15 protein-coding genes are annotated in these 22,769 nt (G+C 72.9%); 8 read left to right on the forward strand and 7 right to left on the reverse strand.

Annotation, left to right across the window (positions count from 1 at the left end; all coding sequences use genetic code 11):
* Window positions 1-74: 74 nt before the first annotated feature.
* Both ABUL08_RS09205 and ABUL08_RS09210 read left to right on the forward strand, forming a co-directional pair.
* A complete protein-coding gene (locus ABUL08_RS09205) occupies window positions 75-860 on the forward strand; it encodes an acetoacetate decarboxylase family protein (protein ID WP_350936460.1) in 786 nt (261 codons plus the stop codon).
* A gap of 78 nt (window positions 861-938) precedes the next feature.
* Window positions 939-1,742, forward strand: coding sequence for an alpha/beta fold hydrolase (locus ABUL08_RS09210; RefSeq protein ID WP_350936462.1), 804 nt, complete (start codon window positions 939-941; stop codon window positions 1,740-1,742).
* A 50-nt stretch (window positions 1,743-1,792) separates the two neighbouring features.
* On the opposite strand, the gene ABUL08_RS09215 is transcribed toward ABUL08_RS09210, so the two are convergent.
* Window positions 1,793-3,061, reverse strand: a complete 1,269-nt coding sequence (locus ABUL08_RS09215) for a LysR family transcriptional regulator (RefSeq protein ID WP_350936463.1) — start codon at window positions 3,059-3,061, stop codon at window positions 1,793-1,795.
* A gap of 186 nt (window positions 3,062-3,247) precedes the next feature.
* On the opposite strand from ABUL08_RS09215, the gene ABUL08_RS09220 reads away from it, so the two are divergent.
* From ABUL08_RS09220 to ABUL08_RS09235, 4 genes are all read left to right on the forward strand, one after another.
* Window positions 3,248-4,042: a helix-turn-helix domain-containing protein gene (locus tag ABUL08_RS09220; RefSeq protein WP_350936465.1), complete on the forward strand. Its 795-nt coding sequence runs from the start codon at window positions 3,248-3,250 to the stop codon at window positions 4,040-4,042.
* A gap of 187 nt (window positions 4,043-4,229) precedes the next feature.
* A complete protein-coding gene (locus tag ABUL08_RS09225; protein WP_350936468.1) occupies window positions 4,230-4,481 on the forward strand; it encodes a mersacidin/lichenicidin family type 2 lantibiotic in 252 nt (83 codons plus the stop codon).
* A gap of 168 nt (window positions 4,482-4,649) precedes the next feature.
* The gene (locus ABUL08_RS09230; protein WP_350936470.1) at window positions 4,650-7,922 is read left to right on the forward strand and encodes a type 2 lanthipeptide synthetase LanM family protein; all 3,273 of its coding nucleotides are present in this window, start codon (window positions 4,650-4,652) and stop codon (window positions 7,920-7,922) included.
* On the forward strand, window positions 7,919-10,192 hold the full coding sequence (locus ABUL08_RS09235; RefSeq protein ID WP_350936471.1) for a peptidase domain-containing ABC transporter: 2,274 nt from the start codon (window positions 7,919-7,921) through the stop codon (window positions 10,190-10,192). Before ABUL08_RS09230 ends, ABUL08_RS09235 begins: the two co-directional genes overlap by 4 nt.
* Here ABUL08_RS09235 and ABUL08_RS09240 read toward each other — a convergent pair.
* Complete coding sequence (locus ABUL08_RS09240; protein WP_350936473.1) at window positions 10,079-11,017, reverse strand: LysR family transcriptional regulator; 939 nt, start codon at window positions 11,015-11,017, stop codon at window positions 10,079-10,081. The genes ABUL08_RS09235 and ABUL08_RS09240 overlap by 114 nt on opposite strands.
* A gap of 165 nt (window positions 11,018-11,182) precedes the next feature.
* On the opposite strand from ABUL08_RS09240, the gene ABUL08_RS09245 reads away from it, so the two are divergent.
* Together ABUL08_RS09245 and ABUL08_RS09250 are read left to right on the forward strand one after the other, a co-directional pair.
* Window positions 11,183-12,088: a LysR family transcriptional regulator gene (locus tag ABUL08_RS09245; protein WP_350936476.1), complete on the forward strand. Its 906-nt coding sequence runs from the start codon at window positions 11,183-11,185 to the stop codon at window positions 12,086-12,088.
* Between the two features lie 153 nt (window positions 12,089-12,241).
* On the forward strand, window positions 12,242-13,195 hold the full coding sequence (locus tag ABUL08_RS09250) for a proline dehydrogenase family protein (RefSeq protein WP_350936478.1): 954 nt from the start codon (window positions 12,242-12,244) through the stop codon (window positions 13,193-13,195).
* A 147-nt stretch (window positions 13,196-13,342) separates the two neighbouring features.
* On the opposite strand, the gene ABUL08_RS09255 is transcribed toward ABUL08_RS09250, so the two are convergent.
* The 5 genes from ABUL08_RS09255 to ABUL08_RS09275 form a co-directional block, all read right to left on the reverse strand.
* Entirely contained in the window at window positions 13,343-14,356 is a 1,014-nt protein-coding gene (locus tag ABUL08_RS09255; protein ID WP_350936480.1) for a sugar phosphate isomerase/epimerase family protein, read from the reverse strand.
* A 234-nt stretch (window positions 14,357-14,590) separates the two neighbouring features.
* Window positions 14,591-16,696, reverse strand: a complete 2,106-nt coding sequence (locus tag ABUL08_RS09260; RefSeq protein ID WP_350936482.1) for a ThuA domain-containing protein — start codon at window positions 16,694-16,696, stop codon at window positions 14,591-14,593.
* A gap of 60 nt (window positions 16,697-16,756) precedes the next feature.
* Window positions 16,757-19,609, reverse strand: a complete 2,853-nt coding sequence (locus tag ABUL08_RS09265) for an RICIN domain-containing protein (RefSeq protein ID WP_350938564.1) — start codon at window positions 19,607-19,609, stop codon at window positions 16,757-16,759.
* 739 nt (window positions 19,610-20,348) lie between these two features.
* Window positions 20,349-21,557 (reverse strand): Gfo/Idh/MocA family protein, encoded by a 1,209-nt coding sequence (locus ABUL08_RS09270; protein ID WP_350936483.1) that lies wholly within the window; start codon window positions 21,555-21,557, stop codon window positions 20,349-20,351.
* A gap of 20 nt (window positions 21,558-21,577) precedes the next feature.
* Entirely contained in the window at window positions 21,578-22,630 is a 1,053-nt protein-coding gene (locus tag ABUL08_RS09275; protein ID WP_350936486.1) for a substrate-binding domain-containing protein, read from the reverse strand.
* Window positions 22,631-22,769: the final 139 nt, after the last annotated feature.

The following is a 22,769-nucleotide window of genomic DNA, read 5'->3' on the forward strand; positions in this document are numbered from 1 at the left end:
GTCTCGTTGCGCTCACCCGACCAGCCCGACTACGGTCCCAGCGAGACGATACGTATCGTTCCGAAGGAGGACGCATGCCCACCGGATACAGCCTTCCGCTGTCCCCCCGTGGTACCGCCGGACTGGTCGAACCGCCCCCGTGGCACTACGCCGGCGACCTGCTCGCCGTCGAGTTCTGGACCGACCCGGCCGAGGCCGCCGCGACCCTGCCGCCCACCCTGACCGTCGACCCGGACACCGCCGGACGCGGCCTGGCCCTCTTCATCGACTGGCAGTACGCCGGCCGGGACATCGACCAGCTCCAGCCCGCGCGCAGCCAGTACCGGGAGTTCATGGTCCTGCTCGACGCGCGGCACGGGCAGCGGGCCGTGGCCTGGTGCCCGTACATCTACGTCGACAACGACGCCGCGCTGGCCCGGGGCTGGATCCAGGGGTTCCCCAAGAAGATGGCAGACGTGCACCAGACGCGGATCTTCGCCGCGCCCGGGCCCGCGTCACCGCGCCTCGCACCCGGCGGCCGGTTCGCCGCCGACGCCAGCGTGGCCGGTCACCATCTGGCCCGCGCCGAGGTGACCCTGCGCACGCCGGTGACCGAACCCGAACGGCTCCTGGCACGTCCGACGGTCAACCGGCGCTACTTCCCCCAGCTCGCGGCGGGCCGCCACGATGTCCCGGCCGTCGACGAGCTGGTGCTGGCCGCCTTCGACGACCTGCACCTCGTGGACGCCTGGGCCGGCGAGGGGCACCTGGAGTTCCTTCCCGTGCCGCACGAGGAACTGGGCGCCCTCGCCCCCGTCCGGACCGGCCTGGGCGTGCGCGCCTCGCTGAGCTACACGGTCAACGACCTCATTACGCTGTGACCGGTGGCTGCCCGGCGGACCGGGCGGGTCCAACGACCGGTCCGGTCCGCCGGCGCACCCCACCGATGGGAGGAGAGCATGACCGACGTCGGATGGCGCCCCTTCGCGACCCCGCTGCACTATCTGGGACTGCCCGCCAGCCTCGCCCCGCCGATCTGGCGGGAGGGCCGGATCCGCGCGGAGCTGGCCGCCCTGCGGTCGCACCGCCCCGCCCCGCCGGCGCCGCCGGAACCCGGCTCCCCGGTGCTGGTCGTGCCGGGCTTCGCCGCCGGGGACGAGCGGGTGGCGCTGCTGCGCGACTGGCTGCGCGAGGGTGGCTGGGACGCCCGACCGACCGGGCTCACCGACGGGCGGCGCTGCTCCAGCCGGGACCTCGCGGTCGTCGAGGAGGCGCTGCTGCGCGTGCACGCCGAGACCGGCCGACCGGTCACCCTCGTCGGGCACAGTCGGGGCGGCCTCTTCGCCAAGGTCCTCGCCGTGCGGCACCCGACCCGGGTACGGGCGCTGGTGACCCTCGGGGCACCGTTGACCGACCCGTTCGGGATACATCTGGCCGTCCGGCTGCTGACCATGTGGATGGCCACGATGACCCGGCTCGGACGCCGCGACTGGGTCCGCAACTGCCCCTTCGGCGACTGCTGCCGGCAGGTCCACGACGACGTCCTGGCCTCCGCGCCGGCCCGGGTGCCGTTCACCTCGATCGCCAGTCGCAGCGACGGCATCGTGTCCTGGCACGCCTCGCAGGACCCCGGCGCCCGCTGCGTCACGGTGGACAGTTCCCACGGCGGGCTGGTCGCCCACCCGGAGGTCTGGGCAGCGATCGCCGAGGCGCTGGACGCACCCGTCACGACGACGGGCGGTGACGCGGCGGGACGGCGTTGACGCCGACCCGGTCGGCATGACCGCCGTCAGCTCCGCCGGTGGCGGTCGTGTCACGGTCGGCCGAGGCGACGTTGGATGTCCACGGTGGCGTACCGGCGCAGCCAGGCGGTCAGGGCCGGCTCACGCTCGCGCCACAGCCGCAGGTTCAGGTCCAGCATCAGCTCGCCCAGCCACCCAGCGTCGGCGTCGGCCAGCACGCGGGCGTTCCACATCAGGACCAGTCGCCCGAGGGGCGCGTCGGAGGGACGCACCACCACGTAGTCGTCGCCGGGCATCAGCCCACCGACCACCCAGCTGACCGCCTGGCCGGCGCCCACCAGCGCCCGGATCACCGTCGTGTCCGCGGCGACGTGCAGGGTGTGCGGCGCGAAGCCGTAGCGTCGGCAGAGCCGCAGTTCCTCCTCGCGGATGAGCGGGTCCGGGTCCACCACCCACTCCTCGCCTGCGAGGTCGGCCATCCGCAGCCCGGCCCGGCCGGCCGCCCAGTGCCCGGCTCCGGCGGCCACCGCGTACGGGGCGGCGAGCAGGGACCGCATCCGGACCGGCCCTCGACCGTGCGGCGGCACCGGTCCCGTCGACCAGCCGTAGAAGAGGTCCAGGTCGTCGGTGCGCATCCGGTGCACCGCCATCGGCAGCGGCACCTGCTCCAGTTGCCAGGCGGTGGCGGGTACGGACGCGCGGAGGCGGGTGATCACCTGTTGCGGGGAGATCAGGCCGAAGGCCAGTCTCAGCCGCTCGGGCAGCCGGGGCACCGGAGGTGGCGGTGCCCCGGTGGGACGCCGGGGGGTGACCGCCCGGCCGAGGACGGCGTCGACCCGGGCGGCGCCGGCGAGCAGGACGTGCCCGGCGGGGGTGACCGTCGCGACGCGGGCGCCGCGCTCCAGCAGCGCGACGCCGACCACCCGGTGCAGCCGGTCGATCCGGCGGGAGACCGCCGGCCGGGCCAGCCGCAGCTCCCGGGCGGCGGCGGTGACCCCACCGTGCTCGTGGACCGCGCGCAGCACCGCCAGGTCCGACCAGGTGACCGAGTCGGGGGTGGCCGGCGGGGCCGCAGGGTCGCCGTCGACGGCCCGGGCCCGGCGTACGGCGGCGGTCCAGAGTTCGTCGGCCCGGGCGGCGGCGGCCAGCAGGACCTGGCCGGCAGGGGTCGGCTCGCAGTGGTTCGGGGTCCGCACGAGCAGCGGGGTGCCGAGCCGGCGTTCCAGGCGCGCGATCCGCCGGGACAGGGCCGGCCGGGTCCGGTCCAGCGCCGCGGCCGCCGCCGTGACCGAGCCGTACCGCGCCGCCGCGCGCACCGCGTGCAGATCCTGCCACTCCATGCAACCGAGTTAACACCTTCGATGTACGGACTGCCTGCGCGAGACGGCCACGCCGTTCGCCCCACCCCGGCGGCGCGGACCGGGACGGCGACCCCGACTGCCGCTTGTCCGGCCCGATGTCAAGCCCCTGTGCCGATCCCGCAACGGGACGGGGAGCGGGACCACGATCCCGCCCACCATGGCCGCATGCGAATGGTCGGCAGCGCCGGATCGGCGCGGGCACCGAATGTCCGGGCCGTACTGCGGGAGAGCGCCGCGCGGTGGCGGCGGTTCACCCTCGACCACCGGGCACGCGGCGACTCCCGGCGTGGTGTGGACGTCGAGGGGCTCACCGGGCCGGTCGAGGTCCTGGTGCTGCTCGCCGGGTCGCCCGGTGACCACGCCGCGCCCGCCCCGCTGCGGGCGGCCTGCGAGCTGATCGGTACGGGGACCGCCGCCCACTGGGTGTCGGACGGTCGCACGGCACTCGTCCTGTCGCCGCCGGGACGTGACTTCCACCGGTGCGTGGAGGCTCTCGCCCGGGCCTCCCCCGACGCCGGATCCCCGATCGCCGCGGGCGCGGTGACCGCCGCCACGCCGGACGGGCTCTGGTCCGCCGCGGCCGAGGCCGGCCTGCTGGCCACCCTGACCGGAGTCCTGCGCACCCGCCGCGCCGGCGTGGTCGCCAGGCGGCAGGACCACCTCGTGGAGCTGGCCGTACTCGCCGACGCCGCGACCTGCGCACGGCTGGCCGCGGCGGCGGAACGGTTGTCCACCGGCCCCGACCTGCTGAGCACGCTGCGGGCCTACGTGTCGCACGACCTGAACGCGGCGGCCACGGCGGCGGCGCTGCACATCCATCGCAGCACCCTCGAGTACCGGTTGCGGAAGATCTATGCGCTGACCGGTGTGGACGGTGCGACCGTGCCCGGAATCCAGTACCTCGCCAGCCTCCTGGCGGTCGACTGTCTGGACCGGATGTCGGCCGGTCTCCCTCCATGATTCCGAATATTGCGGATATACCGCGACAAGCCCGGGTGATTAGCTCCTTTCAGTCGACGAAGTCGGTACCGCGGATCGACCGCTCGATCGGACGACGGCCCTTGTCGGGTCCTGCGGCTGCCATGGCGGAGAACCGCCGGGGCCCGAGCCCACCGGCCGCAACCAACCCCTGCTTCGAGGAGAGGCTATGTCCAATCACATCGCCCAGGCATGGCGTGACCCGCACTACCTGAGCTCGCTGAGCGAGGCGGACCGGCAGTCCGTCCCGCCGAACCCGGCGGGCGAGATGGACTCGTCGCTCGACGACCTGTTCGTCGGCGGTCAGGCCTACAGCATCCCGACGTCGCCCTGCACCATCGGCTGCCCGACCGGCGCCATCTGCACGCCGTTCTACTACAGCTATCTGGTGCGGACCTACTACCTCTGCCTGTACTGCTGATCGACCCCTACCGGTGGGGCCGGCCCCGATCCGTCGGGGTCGGCCCGACCCAGGCGACACCCCGCCCCGCAGGACGCCCCGCCGGCAGGGCGGGCCGTACCCGCAGCGCAAGACCGCTGGGCGGCCGGCACCGACCGGCCCCACCGGCCCGACCGGAGGTGTGACACCGTGACTGAGCAGGTAATGGTTGGCCCGTCCGCGGAACAGATGCCCGATGGCACGGCGGACGTCTCCTGGTGGCGGGCGGCCACGCTGGACGAGCGGCGCGCACTGTGCGACGACGGCGGCCCGCCCGAGGCCACCGGCGACGACCGTGCCGCGACCGGCTACCGGGAGTGGCGCGCCCAACGTCCCTTCACCGACGAGGGCATCTGGCAGCGGCGGCTCTCCCTCGGCCACCTCGACGACGACCGGTTCCGGGCGCTCCTGCGGCCCACCGCCCCGACGTCACCCGCCGACGGGCCACCGCGCTGGCTGACGGAGTTCCACCGGATCACCGGCCGGGCGGCCGACGGGAACACCCTGCCCGGTCCCGACCTGGACAGCGCGGAGATCGACATCCGGGCGTACATGCTGAAGCCGTTCACCCCGTTCGTCGCCGACGCGACCGAGCGGCTGGCCGGGGTGCTGGACGAACTGGCCGTGAGCGACGCCCTGGTCGACCGCGCGGCGCTGTTGCGGTCGCTGGCCAGCGAGCTCTGCGCGGCGCTCGTGGCCGGCGCCCAGCGGGCGCTGATCGTGGACATCAACATCGCCCGGATCGAGGGTCGGCTGGTCGCCACCGACCCGCAGGCGCGGTACCGGGAGTTCCTGGACGGGCTCACCGGCCCCCGGTTGCAGGAGTTCTTCGCCACCTACCCGGTGCTGGCCCGGCGGATGACCGAGCAGGTCGACATCTGGCTGGCCGCGAACCGCACCTTCCTGGGTCACCTGATCGAGGACTGGCCCCGAGTGGTGGCGGCCTTCGGCCTCTCCCCCGAGGACCGGATCGAGGCGGTGCTGCCCACCGGCGACTCGCACCGGGGTGGCCAGCGGGTGTCGGTGCTCGTGCTGGCCTCGGGCGCCCGGGTGGTCTACAAGCCTCGTCCGATGGCGGTCGACCTGCACCTCGCGTCGTTCCTCGAACGGCTCAACCAGGCCGGCGTGGTGCCGTCGTTGCGGCTGCCCCGCTCGGTCGACGGGGGCGACCACGGTTGGCAGGAGCACGTGGCCAACGACCCGTGCCGGGACCTGGCCGAGGTGGGTGACTTCTATGAGCGGCACGGTGCCCTGCTCGCCGTGCTGCACCTGCTCCAGGCCACCGACTTCCACTCCGAGAACCTGATCGCCTCCGGCGCGCACCCCGTCCTGGTCGACCTGGAGTCGGTCCTGCAACCGGAGATCGTGCCGATCCCCGACGGGCCGATGCACGAGACGTCCGAACTGCTGGCCACCTCGGTGCTGCGGGTCGGCCTGCTCCCGGTGCCGGTCTGGGCCACCGAGGAGTCGCCCGGCATCGACCTGAGCGGGCTGGCCGCCCGTGCCGGCCAGCGCACCCCGATGCCGGTGCCGAGCGTCGTCGCCGCCGGCACCGACGCCATCCGGCTCGTGCTGGAGCACGGTGAGGTGCCGATCGGCGAGCATCTGCCGCAGCTCGCCGAGCCGGACTCGGTGATCGACCCGCTGGACCACCTGGACCGGGTCGAGCGGGGCTTCGTCGCCGTCTACCGCCACCTGCTGGAGCACCGCGACTCGTTGGTCGAGGATCTGGTGCGCGACTTCGACTCCGACGAGATCCGGGTGATCGCACGGGCCACCCAGACGTACGCCACCCTGCTGTTCGAGGCCACCCACCCGTGGCTGCTGCGCGACGCCGCCGACCTGGAGCGGCACCTCGACCGGCTGTGGGCGGGCGACGAGGGTCTCGTTCCGTTGATCGGCAGTGAACAGCACGACCTGCGGCGCGGCGACATTCCCGTGTTCGTCGCCGGGGTCTCCTCCCGCGACGTCGTCGACAGCACCGGCACGCTGATCCCGCAGGTGCTCAGCCGGTCCGCGGGCGAGATGGTCCGGGCCCAGATCGACCGGATGAGCGAGGCGGACCTCGCCCGGCAACTGTGGTTCCTGCGGGCGTCGGTGGCCGACCTGACCGCGTCACGCGCCGGTGCGACCCGGACCACCCGGGAGCGGCCGGCCCGCCGACCGGCGACCGGGGGGACGGATCCGCTGACGGCCGCCCGGGGAATCGGTGACCGGCTCTGCGCGGAGGCGGTCGCCGAGCGGGACGGCGGCGTGTCCTGGGTGACGCTGGAGGCCGGCCAGAGCCAGAACTGGGCGGCGCTGCCCGCGATGATCGATCTCTACGGCGGCCTGCCCGGTATCGCGCTCTTCCTGGCCCGGCTCGGGCAGCTCACCGGCGTGCAGCGTTACACCTCGACCGCCCGTGCCGCGACCCGGTCGCTGCGGGCCATGACCGTCGGCGCCACCGACGGTACGGACGTGCGCCTCGGTGCCTTCAGTGGCCTGGGCGGACTGGTCTACACCTTCGCCCACCTCGCCGCCGTCTGGGACGATTCGGAGCTGGCCGCCCTCGCCGCCGACCTGGTCGTCGGAGCGGGCCGGCACATCGCCGCGGACGAGCAGTTGGACCTGCTCAGCGGCTCGGCCGGATTCGTGCTCTGCGGGCTCGCCGCCCATGCGCTCACCGGGCGCGACGACGTGCTGGACACCGTGGAGCGGGCCGCCGCGCACCTCGTCGAGCGGGCCGTCCCCGCCGGTGACGGCATCGGCTGGTGCAACGCGCTCAGCCCGCGTACTCCGCTGTCGGGCATGTCGCACGGTAGTTCCGGGTTCGCGCTGGCGTTCGCCCGGCTCGCGGAACGCACCGGCCGCGCCGTGCACCGGGACGCCGCGCTGGCCGCGTTCCGGCACGAGCGCAGCACCTGGGACCCGGAGCGGGGCAACTGGCGGGACCTGCGGGACCCGGACATCGTGGCGCCGGGGCGGACCAGCGGCCTCGAACCGCTCGGCCCGATGACCACCTGGTGCCACGGCGCACCCGGCATCGGTCTCGCCCGGCTGGCCTGTCTGGACGTCCTCGGCGGCGATGACCCGGCGTTGGCCGGGGAGGCCGCGCAGGCCCTGGCCACCACCGTCGTCGACGGGTTCGGGATGACCTTCTCGGCCTGCCACGGTGATCTCGGCAACCTGGAGCTGCTGCTGGAGGCCGGACGGGTCCTGGGCCCGGCGGCGCTGCCGACGCCGATGTCGGTACTCGCCGCGGAGGTCATCGAGGCCGGCACCACGCTGGACTGGCCGTCGGCGACCCCGAACGGGGTGCCCACCCCCGGGTTCATGATCGGGCTGTCCGGCACCGGCTACCAGCTGCTGCGGCTGGCGGAGCCGGACGTGGTGCCGTCGGTCCTCACGCTGGCGGCCCCGGCCCGGTCCGGTGTGCGGTGAGGCTGCGCAGGAGACGGGTACCGGCGCTCAACCAGGTCTCGGCGACGGACTGTGGGCCGACCTGTCTGACGATGGTGCTGCGCTACCACGGCCAGCGGCGTTCGCAGGCCGAGGTCCGCCGGCACTGCGAGACCGGTCGGGACGGCATCACCGCCCGTGACCTGCGCGCCGCCGCCCGGTTCTTCGGGCTCACCGCGCAGAACCGCCGCCGTCCGGCCGGCGAACTGCGGGACGAGGCCGTGCCGCTCATCGCCCACTGGCGGGACAACCACTTCGTCGTGGTGGAGCAGGTGCGCCGGGGAAGCGTGTCGATCGTCGACCCGGCGGCGGGCCGCCGACGGCTCACCGGCGCGGAGTTCGAGGACGGTTACCAGGGGGCGTTCATCGAGCTCACCCCCGACCCGACGGCGACCCACCGGCCGCCCGCGCCGACCGCCACCCTGACCGGGTACGTGCGCGGCCTGGTCGGGGCGGCGCCCCGGCTGTTGGCCCTGGTGCTGGCCGCCACCCTCGTGCTCCAGGTGGCCGGTCTCGTGCCCGCCGCCCTGACCAAGCTGATCCTGGACGTGGTGCTGCCCCGTCACCTGTCGGGGTTGATGCCGATGCTGCTGGTCGGTCTGGTCGCGATCGCGGTGACCCAGGGGGTGGTGCTGTGGCTGCGCGGTACGGCCGTCACCGTCCTGCAGGCCCGGATCGACGAGGGACTGGTGGCCGCCTTCGTGCGGCACATGCTCTCCCTGCCGTACGCGTTCTTCCAGCAGCGACTCTCCGGTGACCTGCTGGCCCGGCTCAGCAGCAACCTCGCGATCCGGGAGATCGTCACCAACCGGTTGCTCTCCACGGTGCTCGACGGCGGCCTGGTGGTGGTGTACCTGGTCGTCCTGCTCGTGATCTCGCCGGTCTTCGCCCTGATCACGGTCGTGGCCACGCTGCTGCGGATCCTCTTCCTGGCCCGGACCTACCGCCCGCTGCGGGAGCTGTTGAGCCGCGAGCTGATGGCCCGGGGCGAGACGCAGGGGCAGGTCGCCCAGACCATCAACGGCATCGCCACGGTCAAGGCGCAGGGCGCGGAACAGAGCGTCTTCGACCACTGGCGACTGTTGTTCGGACGCCAGCTGCGGCTGTCGGTGCGGCACGGCCGGCTGCGGGCGGTCGTCGACTCCGGGGTGTCCTTCCTGTCCACTCTCACCTCCCTCGGCCTGCTGTGGCTGGCGGGTCGTCAGGTGCTCGCGGGCAGCATGACCGTCGGCACCGCGCTCGCCCTGGTCTCGGTCGCCGGCGCGTTCCTGGCGCCGGCCAGCTCGCTGGTCGACAGCGTCGAGCAGCTGCAGTCCCTGCAGGCCGAGTTCGGTCGGGTGCAGGACGTGGTGGACGCGGCTCCCGAGCAGCGGTCGGACGGGACCCGGCGGCCGGTCGGTGCGGGCACCACCATCGCCCTGCGTGCCGTGTCGTTCCGCTACGGGCCGGGCTCGCCGTACGCGGTGCAGGGCGTCGACCTGGTCGTGGAGGAAGGGCAGAAGGTGGCCCTGGTGGGCCGGACCGGAGCGGGGAAGAGCACTCTCGGCAAGCTGATCCTCGGCCTGTACCCGCCCAGCGACGGTCGGATCCTGTTCGACGGCCATCCGTTGGACGAGTACGACCTCAGCGCGTTGCGTCGCCGGTTCGGGGTCGTGCTCCAGGAGTCGTTCATCTTCAGCGGGACCATCCAGAGCAACATCGCCTTCAACGACCCCGACCTGCCGTCGGCGGCCGTGCAGGAGGCGGCGCGGCTGGCCTGCCTGGAGGACGACGTGGCCGGCATGCCGATGGGGTACCGCACCTTCGTCGGGGAGGCGGGCAACGCGCTCTCCGGGGGACAGCGGCAGCGGCTCGCCCTGGCCCGGGCGCTGGCCGGGCGGCCCGCCGTGCTGCTGCTCGACGAGGCCACCAGTCACCTGGACGCGGAGACCGAGCGGCGGGTGGACGCCAACCTGGACGCGCTGCGCTGCACCCGGATCGTCATCGCCCATCGGCTCAGCACCGTCCGCACCGCCGACCAGATCCTCGTGCTCGATCAGGGGCGGGTGGTGGAACGCGGCAACCACGCCGAGCTCCTGCGGCAGGACGGGTTCTATGCGCGGCTGGTCGTCGGGCAGCTCGTACCGGATCCGGTGCCGTCACCCCTGCCCGCGCCGGCCCGTGAGCCAGCCGTGCTCCTCGGCGGTCCGGAGCGCAACGGTGAGGAACTGGGTGACCACTGGTGGAGGGGTGTCCCCGAGCCAGAGCAGTGACCAGTCGTAGTGGCTGGTGGGGGTCAGGGGCACCGCGACCAGCATGCCGTCGGTGCGCGAGACCGCGGCACGGATGCAGCCGGGCACGATGCCGAGGGCGGTGCTGCCCGGCTGCATCCCGGTCGCGTCGTGCAGGGTGGCCGGTTGGATGGAGCTGATCCGGGGACTGAAGCCGGCGGTGCGGCACAGGTGGGTGACGTACTGCCGGAACTCCGGCGCCTCGTTGTCGGCGTCGAGGATGAACAGCTCGTCGCGCAGGTCGCGCAGCTCGATCGAGGCACGGCCGGCCAGCGGATGGTCCGCGGCCATCACCACGACCACCGGGTCGAGGCGGATCAGCTGGCTGCGCAACGTCGGCGGGGCCAGGGCCGCGCGGCAGACGGCGACGTCCAGCCGTCCGTCGGCGAGGCGGCGCAGCTGCTCGACGGAGGAGAGCTGGCGACGGTGCACCCGCACCTGCGGATGGGTCCGGGTGAACTCGCCGATGAGGATGTCGTGCAGGTCGAACGCGGCGTCGACCAGGCCGATGCGCAGGTCCTCGCCGACGAGGCCGTCCCGCGCGGCGCGGACCTGCTCGACGGTCAGGCTGCTGTCCGCGAGCAGCTTCCGGGCCCGGGGCAGCAGGATCCGTCCCGCCTCGGTGAGCATCACGGCCGGTCGGGTACGGACCAGCAGCTGGACGCCGAGGCGCTCCTCCAGCGCCCGCACGTGGTAGGAGACCGTCGGTTGGGTCATGAACATCTGCTTGGCGGCGAGCCCGAAGTGCCGCGTCTCGGCCACCACGACGAAGACCTGAAGTTGGTGCAGATCCAGTTCCGGCCCCATCCGGCGTCACCCTTCGTGCATTGATTTCCTCGATCATCACGCACCGCGTACCGATTGGACACCGACAGATGCAGTGATGATTATGAATGTCAACGGCCACCCCGCCGGCCGAAAATTTGATCGTTCCAATCATGCTCACCGTGCCGCACCCCGATCGGAAGCACCATGGACATCGATGCCCTACTGCTGAAGACCCTCCGCATGGTCGATCAGAAGCGGTCGATCCCCGGCGCCGCCGCCGCACTGCACGTGCACCGGACGGTGATCAGCCGCCGACTGTCCCTGCTCGAAGGCCACCTCGGCATCGAGCTCGTCCAACGCGGCGGAGGCGAGCTGATCCTCACCCCTGCCGCGCAGATCCTGGTGGCCGAGTCGGAGCGGATGCACGAGCACAGCAAACGGGCGGTCAACCGGGCACGCCGCGCCGCCGCCCGGTTCGCCACCCCCTCCCGTACGCTGGGCGTCGCCGTCCTCGACGGCCGGATCTCGCCGGAACTCGCCGCCCTCCGCGCGGCCCTCACCTCGCCGACGCGCCGGGTCTGTTTCCACCGCTACCCGTACGCCGATCTGCTGGAGGCCGTGCGGGACGGCCGGTGCGAGCTCGCGGTGACCTGGCTGCCCATCACCGGCACGGCCCTGCGCGGGCTGCGCGCCGCGGTCTGGCGTCGCTTCCCCCGGGTGGTCCTCGCCCCGGCGGACCACCCGCTGGCCGCCGCCTCCAGCTGCCTGCTGTCCCACCTGGTGGATCAGCCGTTGGTCGGGTTCGACGTCCGGCTGGACCGTCGCGCGGCGAGCTACTGGACGCTGGGACGGCACGGGGACGGCTCCGGCACCGGCCTGCTCCGCTGCCGCAGCCAGCACCTCGACGAACACTACGACCTGGTGGCGGCGGGCGTGGCACTCGCCGTGGCCCCCGCCCCGCTGGCCGACCCCGACGACCCCCGGTACGTCGCCGTTCCGGTGCGCGACCTCTCGCCGGCCACCCGGCTGATCGTCTGGAACGCCGCCCACGACCACCGCCTCGCACCCCTGGTCAGACGGTTCCTCGCCCGGCAGGACCCGGATTCGTGACCGGCGGCGGTGGCCCGGGCATCGCCGGCTCGACGGCCGGTTGCGCGCCACGGCCACCGCCACGGCGACGGAGCCATCCCGGGCGCGACACGAGGGAGACCCGCCGTCGCGCACCCTTGCTTGAATGTGACACCTGACGGCACCATGTGACGCATGAGTGTCACATCTGACGATCTCGCGGCCCGCGATGCCGCGGCAGCCCTGCGCACTCTCGCCCTGGACGAGGAGCTGAAGCGCCGCGTCTCCGACGATCCGGCGCTGCACGCCGTCGCCCACCGGGTCGCGCGACGCTACATCGCCGGTGAGGGCGTCGACGACGCCCTGCGCGTCGTGGCCGAGACCAACCGCAGCGGTCACGCCGCCACGGTGGACTACATGGGCGAGAGCTGCCGCGACGCCGACGAGGCGGCCCGGGAGACCGACGTCTTCCTCGACCTGTCCCGCCGGCTCGCCGGTGCGGGCGCCCGCAGCTCGGTGTCGCTGGACCTGTCGCACATCGGCCTGGTCGTCGACGAGGAACTCGGCTACCGGCAGGCGGTCCGCATCGCCGAGGCGACCGCCGGGCACGGCCAGGAAATGATCATCTCGATGGAGGGCACCGACCGCACGGACGCGATCCTGCGCCTGCACCGCCGGCTGTGTGCCCGCTTCACCCACGTCGGCGTCACCGTCCAGGCCCGGCTGCACCGCACCGGCACCGACCTGCCCCGCCTGCTCGACCTGCCCGGCCGCATCCGGCTGGTCAAGGGCGCGTACCCCGCCGCGGAGGCCATCGCCCACCCGCGCGACAGCCAGGGCCTGCGGGAGGCGTACCTGACCCACGCCCGGACGCTGCTCGAATCCGGCCACCCCGTCTCGATCGCGACCCACGACCGTGACCTGCTCGACCGGATCGCGCCGGTCGCCGCCGCCAGCGGATCTCAGAGCTACGAGTTCGAGACCCTGCTCGGCCTCGGTCGTGACCACCTCGACCGCCTCGCCGCCGCCGGGCACCCGACCCGCGAGTACGTCGTCTTCGGCGACCAGTGGTGGCTCTACACCTGCAACCGCATCGCCGAGGACCCGATCCGCCTCCTGCAGGCCCTCGTCGACGCCACCACCGCCTGACGCGCTGCCCGCCGCGATCCGCGCGTCACCGGGCGCGGTCCCGGAGGCCTGCGGGTGTGCGCCGGGCGTGCGGCAGGCGCGACCGGATGCCGTGGGAGTCGGTCGTCGTCGGGCCGGTCGCCGCGCGGACGACCGGCCCGGGGTCTCCTACCCGTCCCGGCTGCTGCTGAACGCGGCGTCGAACGCGGCTGACGGCGCGTCGAACGCCAGCCGGCGGACGAACTCCAGCGCCTCCGGCGCGCCGACCAGCCGGTCCATCCCGGCATCCTCCCACTCGATGGAGATCGGCCCGGCGTAGCCGATCGCGTTCAGGGCGCGGAAGCAGTCCTCCCACGGCACGTCGCCGTGGCCGGTGGAGACGAAGTCCCAACCCCGACGCAGGTCCGCCCAGGGCAGGTGGGACGCCAGCCGGCCACGCCGCCCGTCGCCGGTGCGCACCTTCGCGTCCTTGCAGTCGACGTGATAGATCCGGTCGGCGAAGTCGAGGATGAAGTTCACCGGGTCCAGGTCCTGCCAGACGAAGTGCGACGGATCCCAGTTCAGCCCGAACGCCGGCCGGTGCCCGATCGCCTCCAGGGTCCGCTTCGTGGTCCAGTAGTCGTACGCGATCTCGCTGGGGTGGACCTCGTGGGCGAACCGCACCCCCTCGGAGTCGAAGACGTCGAGGATCGGGTTCCACCGGTCGGCGAAGTCGGCGTAGCCGCGCTCGATCATCGTCGGCGGCACGGGCGGGAACATCGCCAGGGTGTGCCAGATCGACGAGCCGGTGAAGCCGACCACCGTCTGCACCCCGAGCTTCGCCGCCGCCCGCGCGGTGTCCTTCATCTCCGCCGCGGCGCGGCGGCGGACACCCTCCGGTTCCCCGTCGCCCCAGATCCGTCCCGGCAGGATGTCCCGGTGCCGCTCGTCGATCGGGTGGTCGCAGACGGCCTGACCGACGAGGTGGTTGGAGATGGCGTAGACCTTCAGGTGGTGCTTGGCCAGCGTCTCCCGCTTGCGGTCGACGTACGAGTCGTCGGCCAGGGCCTTGTCGACCTCGAAGTGGTCGCCCCAGCAGGCGATCTCCAGCCCGTCGTAGCCCCATTCGGCGGCCAGCCGGCAGACCTCGTCGAACGGGAGGTCGGCCCACTGTCCGGTGAAGAGTGTGATCGGTCGCGCCATGGTGCGTCTCCCCTGTCGTGAGGGGGATTCCTGATTGGACCGGGGCGAGGGGCCGGCGCGGCGGCAGCGCGGAGCACCGGTGGGTGCGCGGACGCACCTGGGCCGGACGGGTCTGCGCCTCCCGTCGGGTCACCGGGTCACCGCACGGGTCGCCGGTGACCACTGTAGGGCGGTCGGGGCCGGCGCGGAAGCCTCCGCGCCGGCCCCGACCTCAGCGGCGGGCCACCGTCCCGGTCAGGGCAGGATCCACTTCTGGTTGGCGGCGGCGGTGCAGGTCCACAGGTGCACCGGGGTGCCGTCGGCGGAGTTGTTGCCGGCCACGTCGAGGCACTTGCCGGACTGCGGGTTGCGCAGGGTGCCGTCGGCCTGAGCGGACCAGTTCTGTGCCCCCGTGCCGTTGCAGGTCCACAGCTGGATCTTCGTCCCGTCGGCCGAGCCGCCCCCGGAGACGTCCAGACACTTGCCCAGCGCCTTCACCGTGGCGTTCGGGGTGACCGTCCAGGTCTGTGCTCCGCTGCCGTTGCAGGTGTAGAGCTGCACCTGGGTGCCGTCGGCGGTGGCCGCGTTACGGACGTCGAGGCACTTGCCCGCCAGCCCCTTGATCGGGCCGGTACCCGTCGGGGTGGTGCCGCGGACGAGGGTGAAGTCGTCGATGTCGAAGAGCCCGGAGCCGGCGCCGGTGTAGGTGAGGTAGAGGTCCCGGGTGCCGGCGGGCACCCCGCTGAGGCCGGTGCTGACGTCGGCGTAGGTGGTCCACCCGCCGGTGTTCGGCACCGCGACCGAGCCGAGGATGGTGCCGGTGGTGGAGCCGGTGCGCACCTGGACGGTGCCGCCGGGGCCGCCGGAGACCACCCGGGCCTTGAACGAGGTGACCCCGGTCAGGTCCACCCCCTGGTACGCCGACCAGTCGCCCGGATCGATGTAACCGAGCGTCTGTCCTCCGTTGGCGCCGGCCTTGGTGTACGGGCTGACCCCGCTGGCGGTGGTGTACGACTCGGCCTGCACGGTGGTGCTGCCGGTCGGGGTGGTGCCCAGCTCCTTGATCCGGACGTTACGGAAGGAGACGTCGTCCCCGGTGCCGTGGTTCTGGATGCCGATGTGGCCGGCGAGCGAACGGGCCGGGTTGGTGTTGGTGAAGTCGTTGATCTTCCGGCCGTTCAGGAAGACCTGGAGCCGCTCCCCCTCGACCAGCAGTTCGTAGGTGTTCCACTCCCCCGGCGGGTTCAGCGCCGCGTCCCGGGCGGCGATGTCCGCGGACTTGAACGTGTAGACGGCGCCGGTGGTGCGGTCGGCGGTGTCGGTGGCGTCGATCTGCACCTCGTACCCGTTGTCGACCGCCGAGTTCGGGTCGGTCGACGGGGGGAAGCCGATGAAGACCCCGGAGTTGTCGTCGCCGGCGAGCTTCCAGTCCAGCTTCAGCGAGTAGTTGGTGAACTGCTTCGCGCTGTACCAGAACAGGCCCATCCCGCCGACCGAGCTGAGCGTGGCGTCGGTGTTGGTGAAGCCGCCCGGCCCGGCCTGCGACCAGCCGGTGGTCGAGCCGTTGTAGAGGGTGGTGTAACCGGTCTCCGGGCGGCAGTCGGCCCTCGTCCGGCCGGCCGCGTACCGGATGCCGCCGAGCAGGTGGGCCCGGAACGCCGGGTCGGCGTAGGAGGCCTGGGTGTGGCCGCCGCCGGTGTAGAAGGAGCGGCCCCCGCTGACGGTCTTGCACCAGGCGTGCGGGTGGTCGCCGCCCATCGACCCGCCGGAGTACGACGACTCGTCCAGGCTGGCCAGCACGTGCGCGGTGGAGCGGGCGTTGGTGCGGTAGTTGTACCACTCGTCGGTGCGGGTCCAGGTCTGCGGCAGGTGCGCGGTGGCCGCCTGCGCCCGGTCCTCGACCGTGACGTTCGCCTGCTGGATGGCCGGGTGCGAGGCGAACCAGGCGCCGACCAGGTTGCCGTAGAACGGCCAGTCGTACTCGGTGTCGGCGGCGGAGTGCACGCCCACGAAGCCGCCGCCGCCGGTGATGTACGACTCGAAGGCGGTCTGCTGGGTCGGGTCGAGCACGTCGCCGGTGGTGTTGAGGAAGACCACCGCCTCGTAGCGGGCGAGGTTGGCGGTGGTGAACGCGGTGGCGTCCTCGGTGGCGGTGACGGTGAAGTTGTTGGCCGCGCCCAGGTCGCGGATGGCCTGGGCGCCCACCGCGATGGAGTCGTGCCGGAAGCCGGCGGTCCTGGAGAAGACCAGCACGTCGTACGGGGCGTCGGCGGCGGCCGCCGGGGTGGCGGGGACGGTGCAGGCGACGGCGGCGAGGACGGCGGTGGCCGCGCCGAGGACGGGTCGCAGGAGTCTGCGCATGGCGGTTCCCCTCTCGGGTGTGCGGGGGCCCGTCGGCCGGGCCCCCGCACGGTCACTCGGTTACGGCAGGATCCACTTCTGGTTGGCGGCGCCGGTGCAGGTCCACAGGTGGACCGGGGTGCTGTCGGCGGAGTTGTTGCCGGCCACGTCCAGGCACTTGCCGGACGCGGGGTTGCGCAGCGTGCCGTCGGCCTGGGCGGCCCAGTTCTGCGCGCCGGTGCCGTTGCACGTCCAGAGCTGGATCTTCGTGCCGTCGGCGGTGGCGGCGCCGGAGACGTCCAGGCACTTGCCCAACGCCTTGACCGTCGAGTTCGGCGTCACCGTCCAGCTCTGCGCGGCGGTGCCGTTGCAGGTGTAGAGCTGGATCTGGGTGCCGTCGGCGGTGGCCGCGTTGCGCACGTCCAGGCACTTGCCGGCCAGCCCCTTCACCGGGCCGGTACGCACGCTCGCGCCGGTGGTGAAGGTGAACGAGTCGACGTCGAAGAGTGCCCCGGCGCCGCCGGAGAAGGTCAGGTAGAGCGTGGTGGTGCCGGTCGGCGCCCCGGAGATCGCGCCGGTGACCGTGGTGAAGGAGTCCCAGGCCCCGGTGACCGGCACCGTGGCGGAGCCGAGCACCGTGCCGGTGGCCGATCCGGCGCGTACCTGGAGGGTGCCGCCGACCCCGGCCGAGGAGACCCGGGCGCTGAACGAGGTGACGTTGCCCAGCTGGTAGGGGGTGAACGCGATCCAGTCCCCGTTGTTGATGTCGCCGACGGTCTTGCCGCCCTCGGCGGGTGCCTTGTCGAAGGTGTTGACGCCGGACGAGGTCTTGAAGTGCTCGGCCTGCCGGTGCCGGGGTTGCAGGGTCTGCTGGGTGTGGGTGGTGAGGCCGCCGGCGTCGGTGTACTCGGCGTCGAAGATGGCGAAGATGTTCGCCGCGTCGTCGTGCTCCCCGTCGACCGGGATGGTGATCGAGCCGGAGCAGCCGTTCACCGAGGTGATCTGGTGGCCGTGCTGGTCGTGCCCGAGCACGTAGGTCATCTTGACCCTGGCGCAGTCGATGGTGCCGTCCTCGGGGTCGGTGACGGTGATCGAGAAGGGCACGGTGTCGCCGTACGAGAAGAGCTGGCCGTTGCCGGGCGTGTTCACGGTGACCGTCGGGGCGGTGTTGCCCACGGTGACCACCACGCTGGCGTTGCCGGTGGCGCCCTGCGGGTCGCGGACGGTGAGGGTGGCGGTGTAGGTGCCGTTTGCGGTGTAGGTGTGCGCCGGGTTCGCGGCTGTCGAGCTGGTGCCGTCGCCGAACGCCCACGAGTAGGTGAGCGCCCCGCCCTCCGGGTCCGCCGACCCGGCCGACGAGAAGGCCACGGCCAGCGGGGCGGTGCCGGAGGTGCGGTCCGCCGCCGCCCGGGCGACCGGCGCCCGGTTGCCGGAGCCGATGTAGTCGAAGCGGTACAGCGCCGAATTCGCGTCGCCGTTGAAGTACCCGGTGCCGTAGTCGAGCACGTAGTAGGACCCGTCCGGCCCGAACGCGGAGTCCATCACCTGCTTGCCGGTCCACGGGAACGCGTCGATGGTGCCCGGTGAGCCGTCGGCGTTGAGGTGGATCGGCTTGATCCAGCCGCGGCCGAACTCGGTGGCGAAGAACTGCCCGTCGAACGACTGCGGGAACTTCGTGGTCGAGGTGGAGGCGGCGTCGTAGCGGTAGACCGGACCGGCCATCGGCGACTCGGAGCCGCCGCCGAACTCCGGTGGGGTGCCGGCGTCGCCGCCGTACCGGATCCAGGCCGGGCGGGCCGGTGGCAGGGTGGTCTGGCCGGTGTTGCGGAACGAGTTGTTGGTGGGGCCGCCCGCGCAGTCGAACTTCGCCCCGGCGGTGCCGGTGGCGAAGTCCCACTCGGCGTACGTCTCGGCGGCGGTGTTGGTGCCGGTGCAGTACGGCCAGCCGTAGTTGCCCGGTCCGGTGACCCGGTCGAACTCGACCTGACCGCTGGGCCCGCGGGTGGAGCTGCTGCCGGCGTCCGGCCCGTAGTCGCCGACGTAGACGATGCCGGTGGCCTTGTCGACGCTCATCCGGAACGGGTTGCGGAAGCCCATCGCGTAGATCTCGGGCCGCGTCTTCGCGGTGCCGACCGGGAAGAGGTTGCCGCTGGGGATGGCGTACGAGCCGTCGGCGTTGACCCTGATCCGGAGGATCTTGCCGCGCAGGTCGTTGGTGTTGCCGGCGCTGCGCTGCGCGTCGTACGCGGGGTTGCGGTCGGTGCGCTCGTCGAGCGGCGCGTACCCGGCGGAGTCGAACGGGTTGGTGTCGTCGCCGGTGGAGAGGTAGAGGTTGCCGGCGGCGTCGAAGTCGATGTCCCCGCCGACGTGGCAGCAGATGCCGCGGCTGGCGGGCACGTCGAGCACGTCCGCCCGGCTGGCCTGGTTGAGGGTGAAGTCGGCGTTCAGGGTGAACCGGGAGAGCCGGTTGACGCCCTGCCAGGCGGAGAAGTCGGTGCCGGTGGTGGGAGCGTCGCCGGTCGGGGTGGACAGCGGTGGGGCGTAGTAGAGGTAGATGTTGCGGTTGGTGGCGAAGTTGGGGTCGACGCCGACGCCCTGCAGGCCTTCCTCGTCGTGGGTGTAGACGGCGAGGGTGCCGATCACCGTGGTGGTGCCGGCGGCGTCGGTGCGGCGCAGCGTGCCGTTGCGGGCGGTGTGCAGGACGGAGCGGTCCGGGAGCACGGCCAGGGACATCGGCTCGCCGGTCTCGGCGACGCCGCGGGCCAGTTCGACCTGCTGGAAGTCGCTGGCGGTGATGGTGTGGGCGGCGGCCGGGGCGGGACCGCCGAGGGCGGCCGGGCCGGTTGCGAGGCTGACGGTGCCGGCCGTCGCGACCAGGAGCAGGGTCGAGGCGGCGGGGAACCATCGTCGGGGGCGGTGGGTGGGGGTGTCCATGGACATGTGGGCTGTCCCTTCCTGACGAGCGACTGTCAGGGTGGGGCGCGCGCCGTCGCGCCGGTGCCGGATACGGGGTGTGGCTGGCCGCCGGGTGCCGGGCCGGTCGGCCGCGACCGAGGGGTGTGGCGGGGCCACGGGCTGGTCGCCGGTCGATGGATTACCGCGCCGCCGGTTCACCTCGACGAGACATCTGCGTGTTGGCAGGGACATTAAGGGAATTCGATTTCCCTGTCCATACCTTTCGATCGATCGCCTTCAACTTTCGCCCGTTCAACGGAAAGTCGCGTGCGGGCCGCTCGGCGACAGGCGGCGGACGCCAGGAGAGGTGCCTGTCGTGCCGCGGGGCCCCGCCCGTCCGGTGGTCCGGGTGGACCCGGATCCGCTGCCGGCGTCGGCGTCGTCGACACCGGTCCGGCTCCCGGCCACGAGGGACGGGCGGGACTGGCAGGCAGGCCCGCTCGGCGTCGCGGCCCTGCCTCCCCCGCATCCGGCCGGCGGGACGGCGGCGCGCCCCGACCGGACGTCGAGCCCCGGCGACCACGGGTCGGCCGAGGGGCTGACGGTCCTCCGGTGCGGCCGGGGAATCCCGGTCCGGCCGCACCGGACGACCTCGTACGCGTACGCCACCGGCCCACGTGGGCCGGCCGTACGCCCTCCCGGCCGCCGACCCCGGCCCGACCGCGGGGCGCAACCGCGGCCGGTCCCTCGCCGGTCGGCGTTCGGGAGGTGGGCTCGTTCAGACCGCGAGCGCGGCCAGCGCCGGCTCCACCTCCGTCCACCGGGAGCCGTCCCGGGCCGACCGGGTCACCGCATCCAGCACCAGCTGGACGTGCAGCGCGTCGGCGAAGGACGGCGTCGGGTCGACGCCGGTCGCGACCGCCTCCACGAAGTCCCGCATCTGATGGGTGAAGGAGTGCTCGTAGCCGATGATGTGCCCCGGTGGCCACCACGCCGACATGTACGGGTGCTCCCCCTCGGTCACCAGGATCCGGGTGAAGCCCTGCTCGGCCGTCAGGCGGGTGCCGTCGTGGAACTCCAGCTCGTTCAGCCGTTCCAGGTCGAACACCACGCTGCCCAGCGAACCGTTGATCTCCACCCGGAGGGCGTTCTTCCGGCCGGTGGCGAACCGGGTCGCCTCGTACGTGGCGAGCGTCCCCGCCCCGAGCCGGGCGACGAAGACGGCGGCGTCGTCCACCGTCACCGGGCCCGTCGCCGCGCCGTCGCCGTCGGCCCGGGCGGCCAGGCCGCTGGAACCGGCCGGCAACGGCCGTTCCTTGACGAACGTCTCGGTGACCGCGCTGACCCCGGTGATCCGCTGCCCGGTGACGAACTGCGTGAGGTCGATGATGTGCGCCCCGATGTCGCCCAGCGCCCCGGAGCCCGCCCTGTCCTTCTGCAGGCGCCAGACCAGCGGGAACTGCGGGTCGACGATCCAGTCCTGCAGGTACACCGCCCGGACGTGGCGGATCACGCCGAGCCGCCCGTCGGCGACCAGCTGGCGCATCATGGTCACCGCGGGCACCCGACGGTAGTTGAACCCGCACATGGACCGCACCCCGGCGGTCTGGGCGGTGGCCGCCGCGGCGGTCATCGCCCGCGCCTCCTCCACCGTGTTGGCCAGCGGCTTCTCGCAGATCACGTGCTTGCCGGCGGCCAGCGCGGCGAGCGCGATCTCGGCGTGGCTGTCCCCCGGTGTGCAGATGTCGACCACGTCGATCCCGTCGGAGCCGACCAGGGCCCGCCAGTCCGTGGTGGACGACTCCCAGCCGAGCCGGTCGGCCGCGTCGGCGACCTTTCCGGCGTCCCGACCGCAGATCATCGCCATCCGGGCCCGGGCCGGCAGGTCGTACACCCGGTTCACGGTGCGCCACGCCTGCGAGTGCGCGGCGCCCATGAACGCGTAGCCGACCATGCCGACCCGCAGTTCGCTTCGGTGAGTGGACAAGGTGGGTCTCCCCCCGTGTGTCAGAACCCGAGCTTGAGGTAGTTGCTCGCGTTCTCCTTGGTGATCGTCTCCGAGGCGAGCACGATCTCCTTGGGCACCTGGAGTTCCACCAGGTCGGACATGCCCTTGCCCTGGCCGATCAGGCGGGCCAGGGAGACGGCCGAGGAGGCCATCGACGGGCTGTAGGTGACGGTCGCCTTGAGCACGGTGTTGTCGGCCTGGATGTCCTGCATGGCCTTCTTCGAACCGGCGCCGCCGACCATGAAGAACTCCTTGCGGTTGGCCTGGTTCACCGCGGCCAGGACGCCGATGCCCTGATCGTCGTCGTGGTTCCAGATCGCGTCGATCTTCGGCAGCGCCTGGAACAGGCCGGTCGCGGCCTGCTGGCCGGAGTCGGCGGTGAACTCCGCCGGTCGCCGGTTGGCGACCTTCAGGCCGTTCGCCGCGAGGGTGTCGGCGAAGCCCTTCGAACGCTCCTGGGTCAGCTCCAGCGAGTCGATGCCGGGGATCTCGCCGATCACCGGGTTGCTGACCCCCTTCGCCTTGAGCTGCTCGATGATGTAGGTGGCCGCCGCCACCCCCATGCCGTAGTTGTCGCCCTTGATCTGCAGCCGGTAGGCCTTCGGGTCGGGGAAGGCCCGGTCCAGGTTGACCACCGGGATGCCGGCCTTCATCGCCTCCAGGCCGAAGGCGTTGAGCTCCTTGCCGTCGTGCGGCAGCAGCACGATCACGTCCGGCTTCTGGGAGACCAGGGTGGACAGCGCCGCGCGCTGGGCCGCCGCGTCCGCGCCGGCCTCGACCGTCTTGAACTCCACGTCGGAGTACGCCTGGGCCTGCGCCTTGGCGTTGTTGGTGATGGCGGCGATCCAGCCGTGGTCGGCGGCCGGGGCGGAGAAGCCGAGGACGACCTTCTTGCCCGGCTCGGCGTTGCCACCGGCCGACGCGGCGGCGTTGGTCTGGGCGGCGGTGGGTGTCGCCTCGTTGCTCGTGCAGCCGGCGAGGAGCACGCCGGCGCCGACGGCGGCCCCGCCGAGCAGCAACCGGCGGCGGGACAGGTCGCGGAACTGGGTCATGACGACCTCCTGTATTCGCGGGTGGTGGGGCGGAAATGGGTGTGCGGGGTCCGGCCACCGTGCGGTGGCCCGGGTCGCGGTGGGTCGGGTGTGGTGCGTGGCGCCGACGGGCGCCCCCGGTTCCGCAGGGACGCGGCGC

Source organism: Micromonospora sp. CCTCC AA 2012012 (assembly GCF_040499845.1).
In the GTDB taxonomy this organism is placed as follows: Bacteria; Actinomycetota; Actinomycetes; order Mycobacteriales; family Micromonosporaceae; genus Micromonospora; species Micromonospora mangrovi.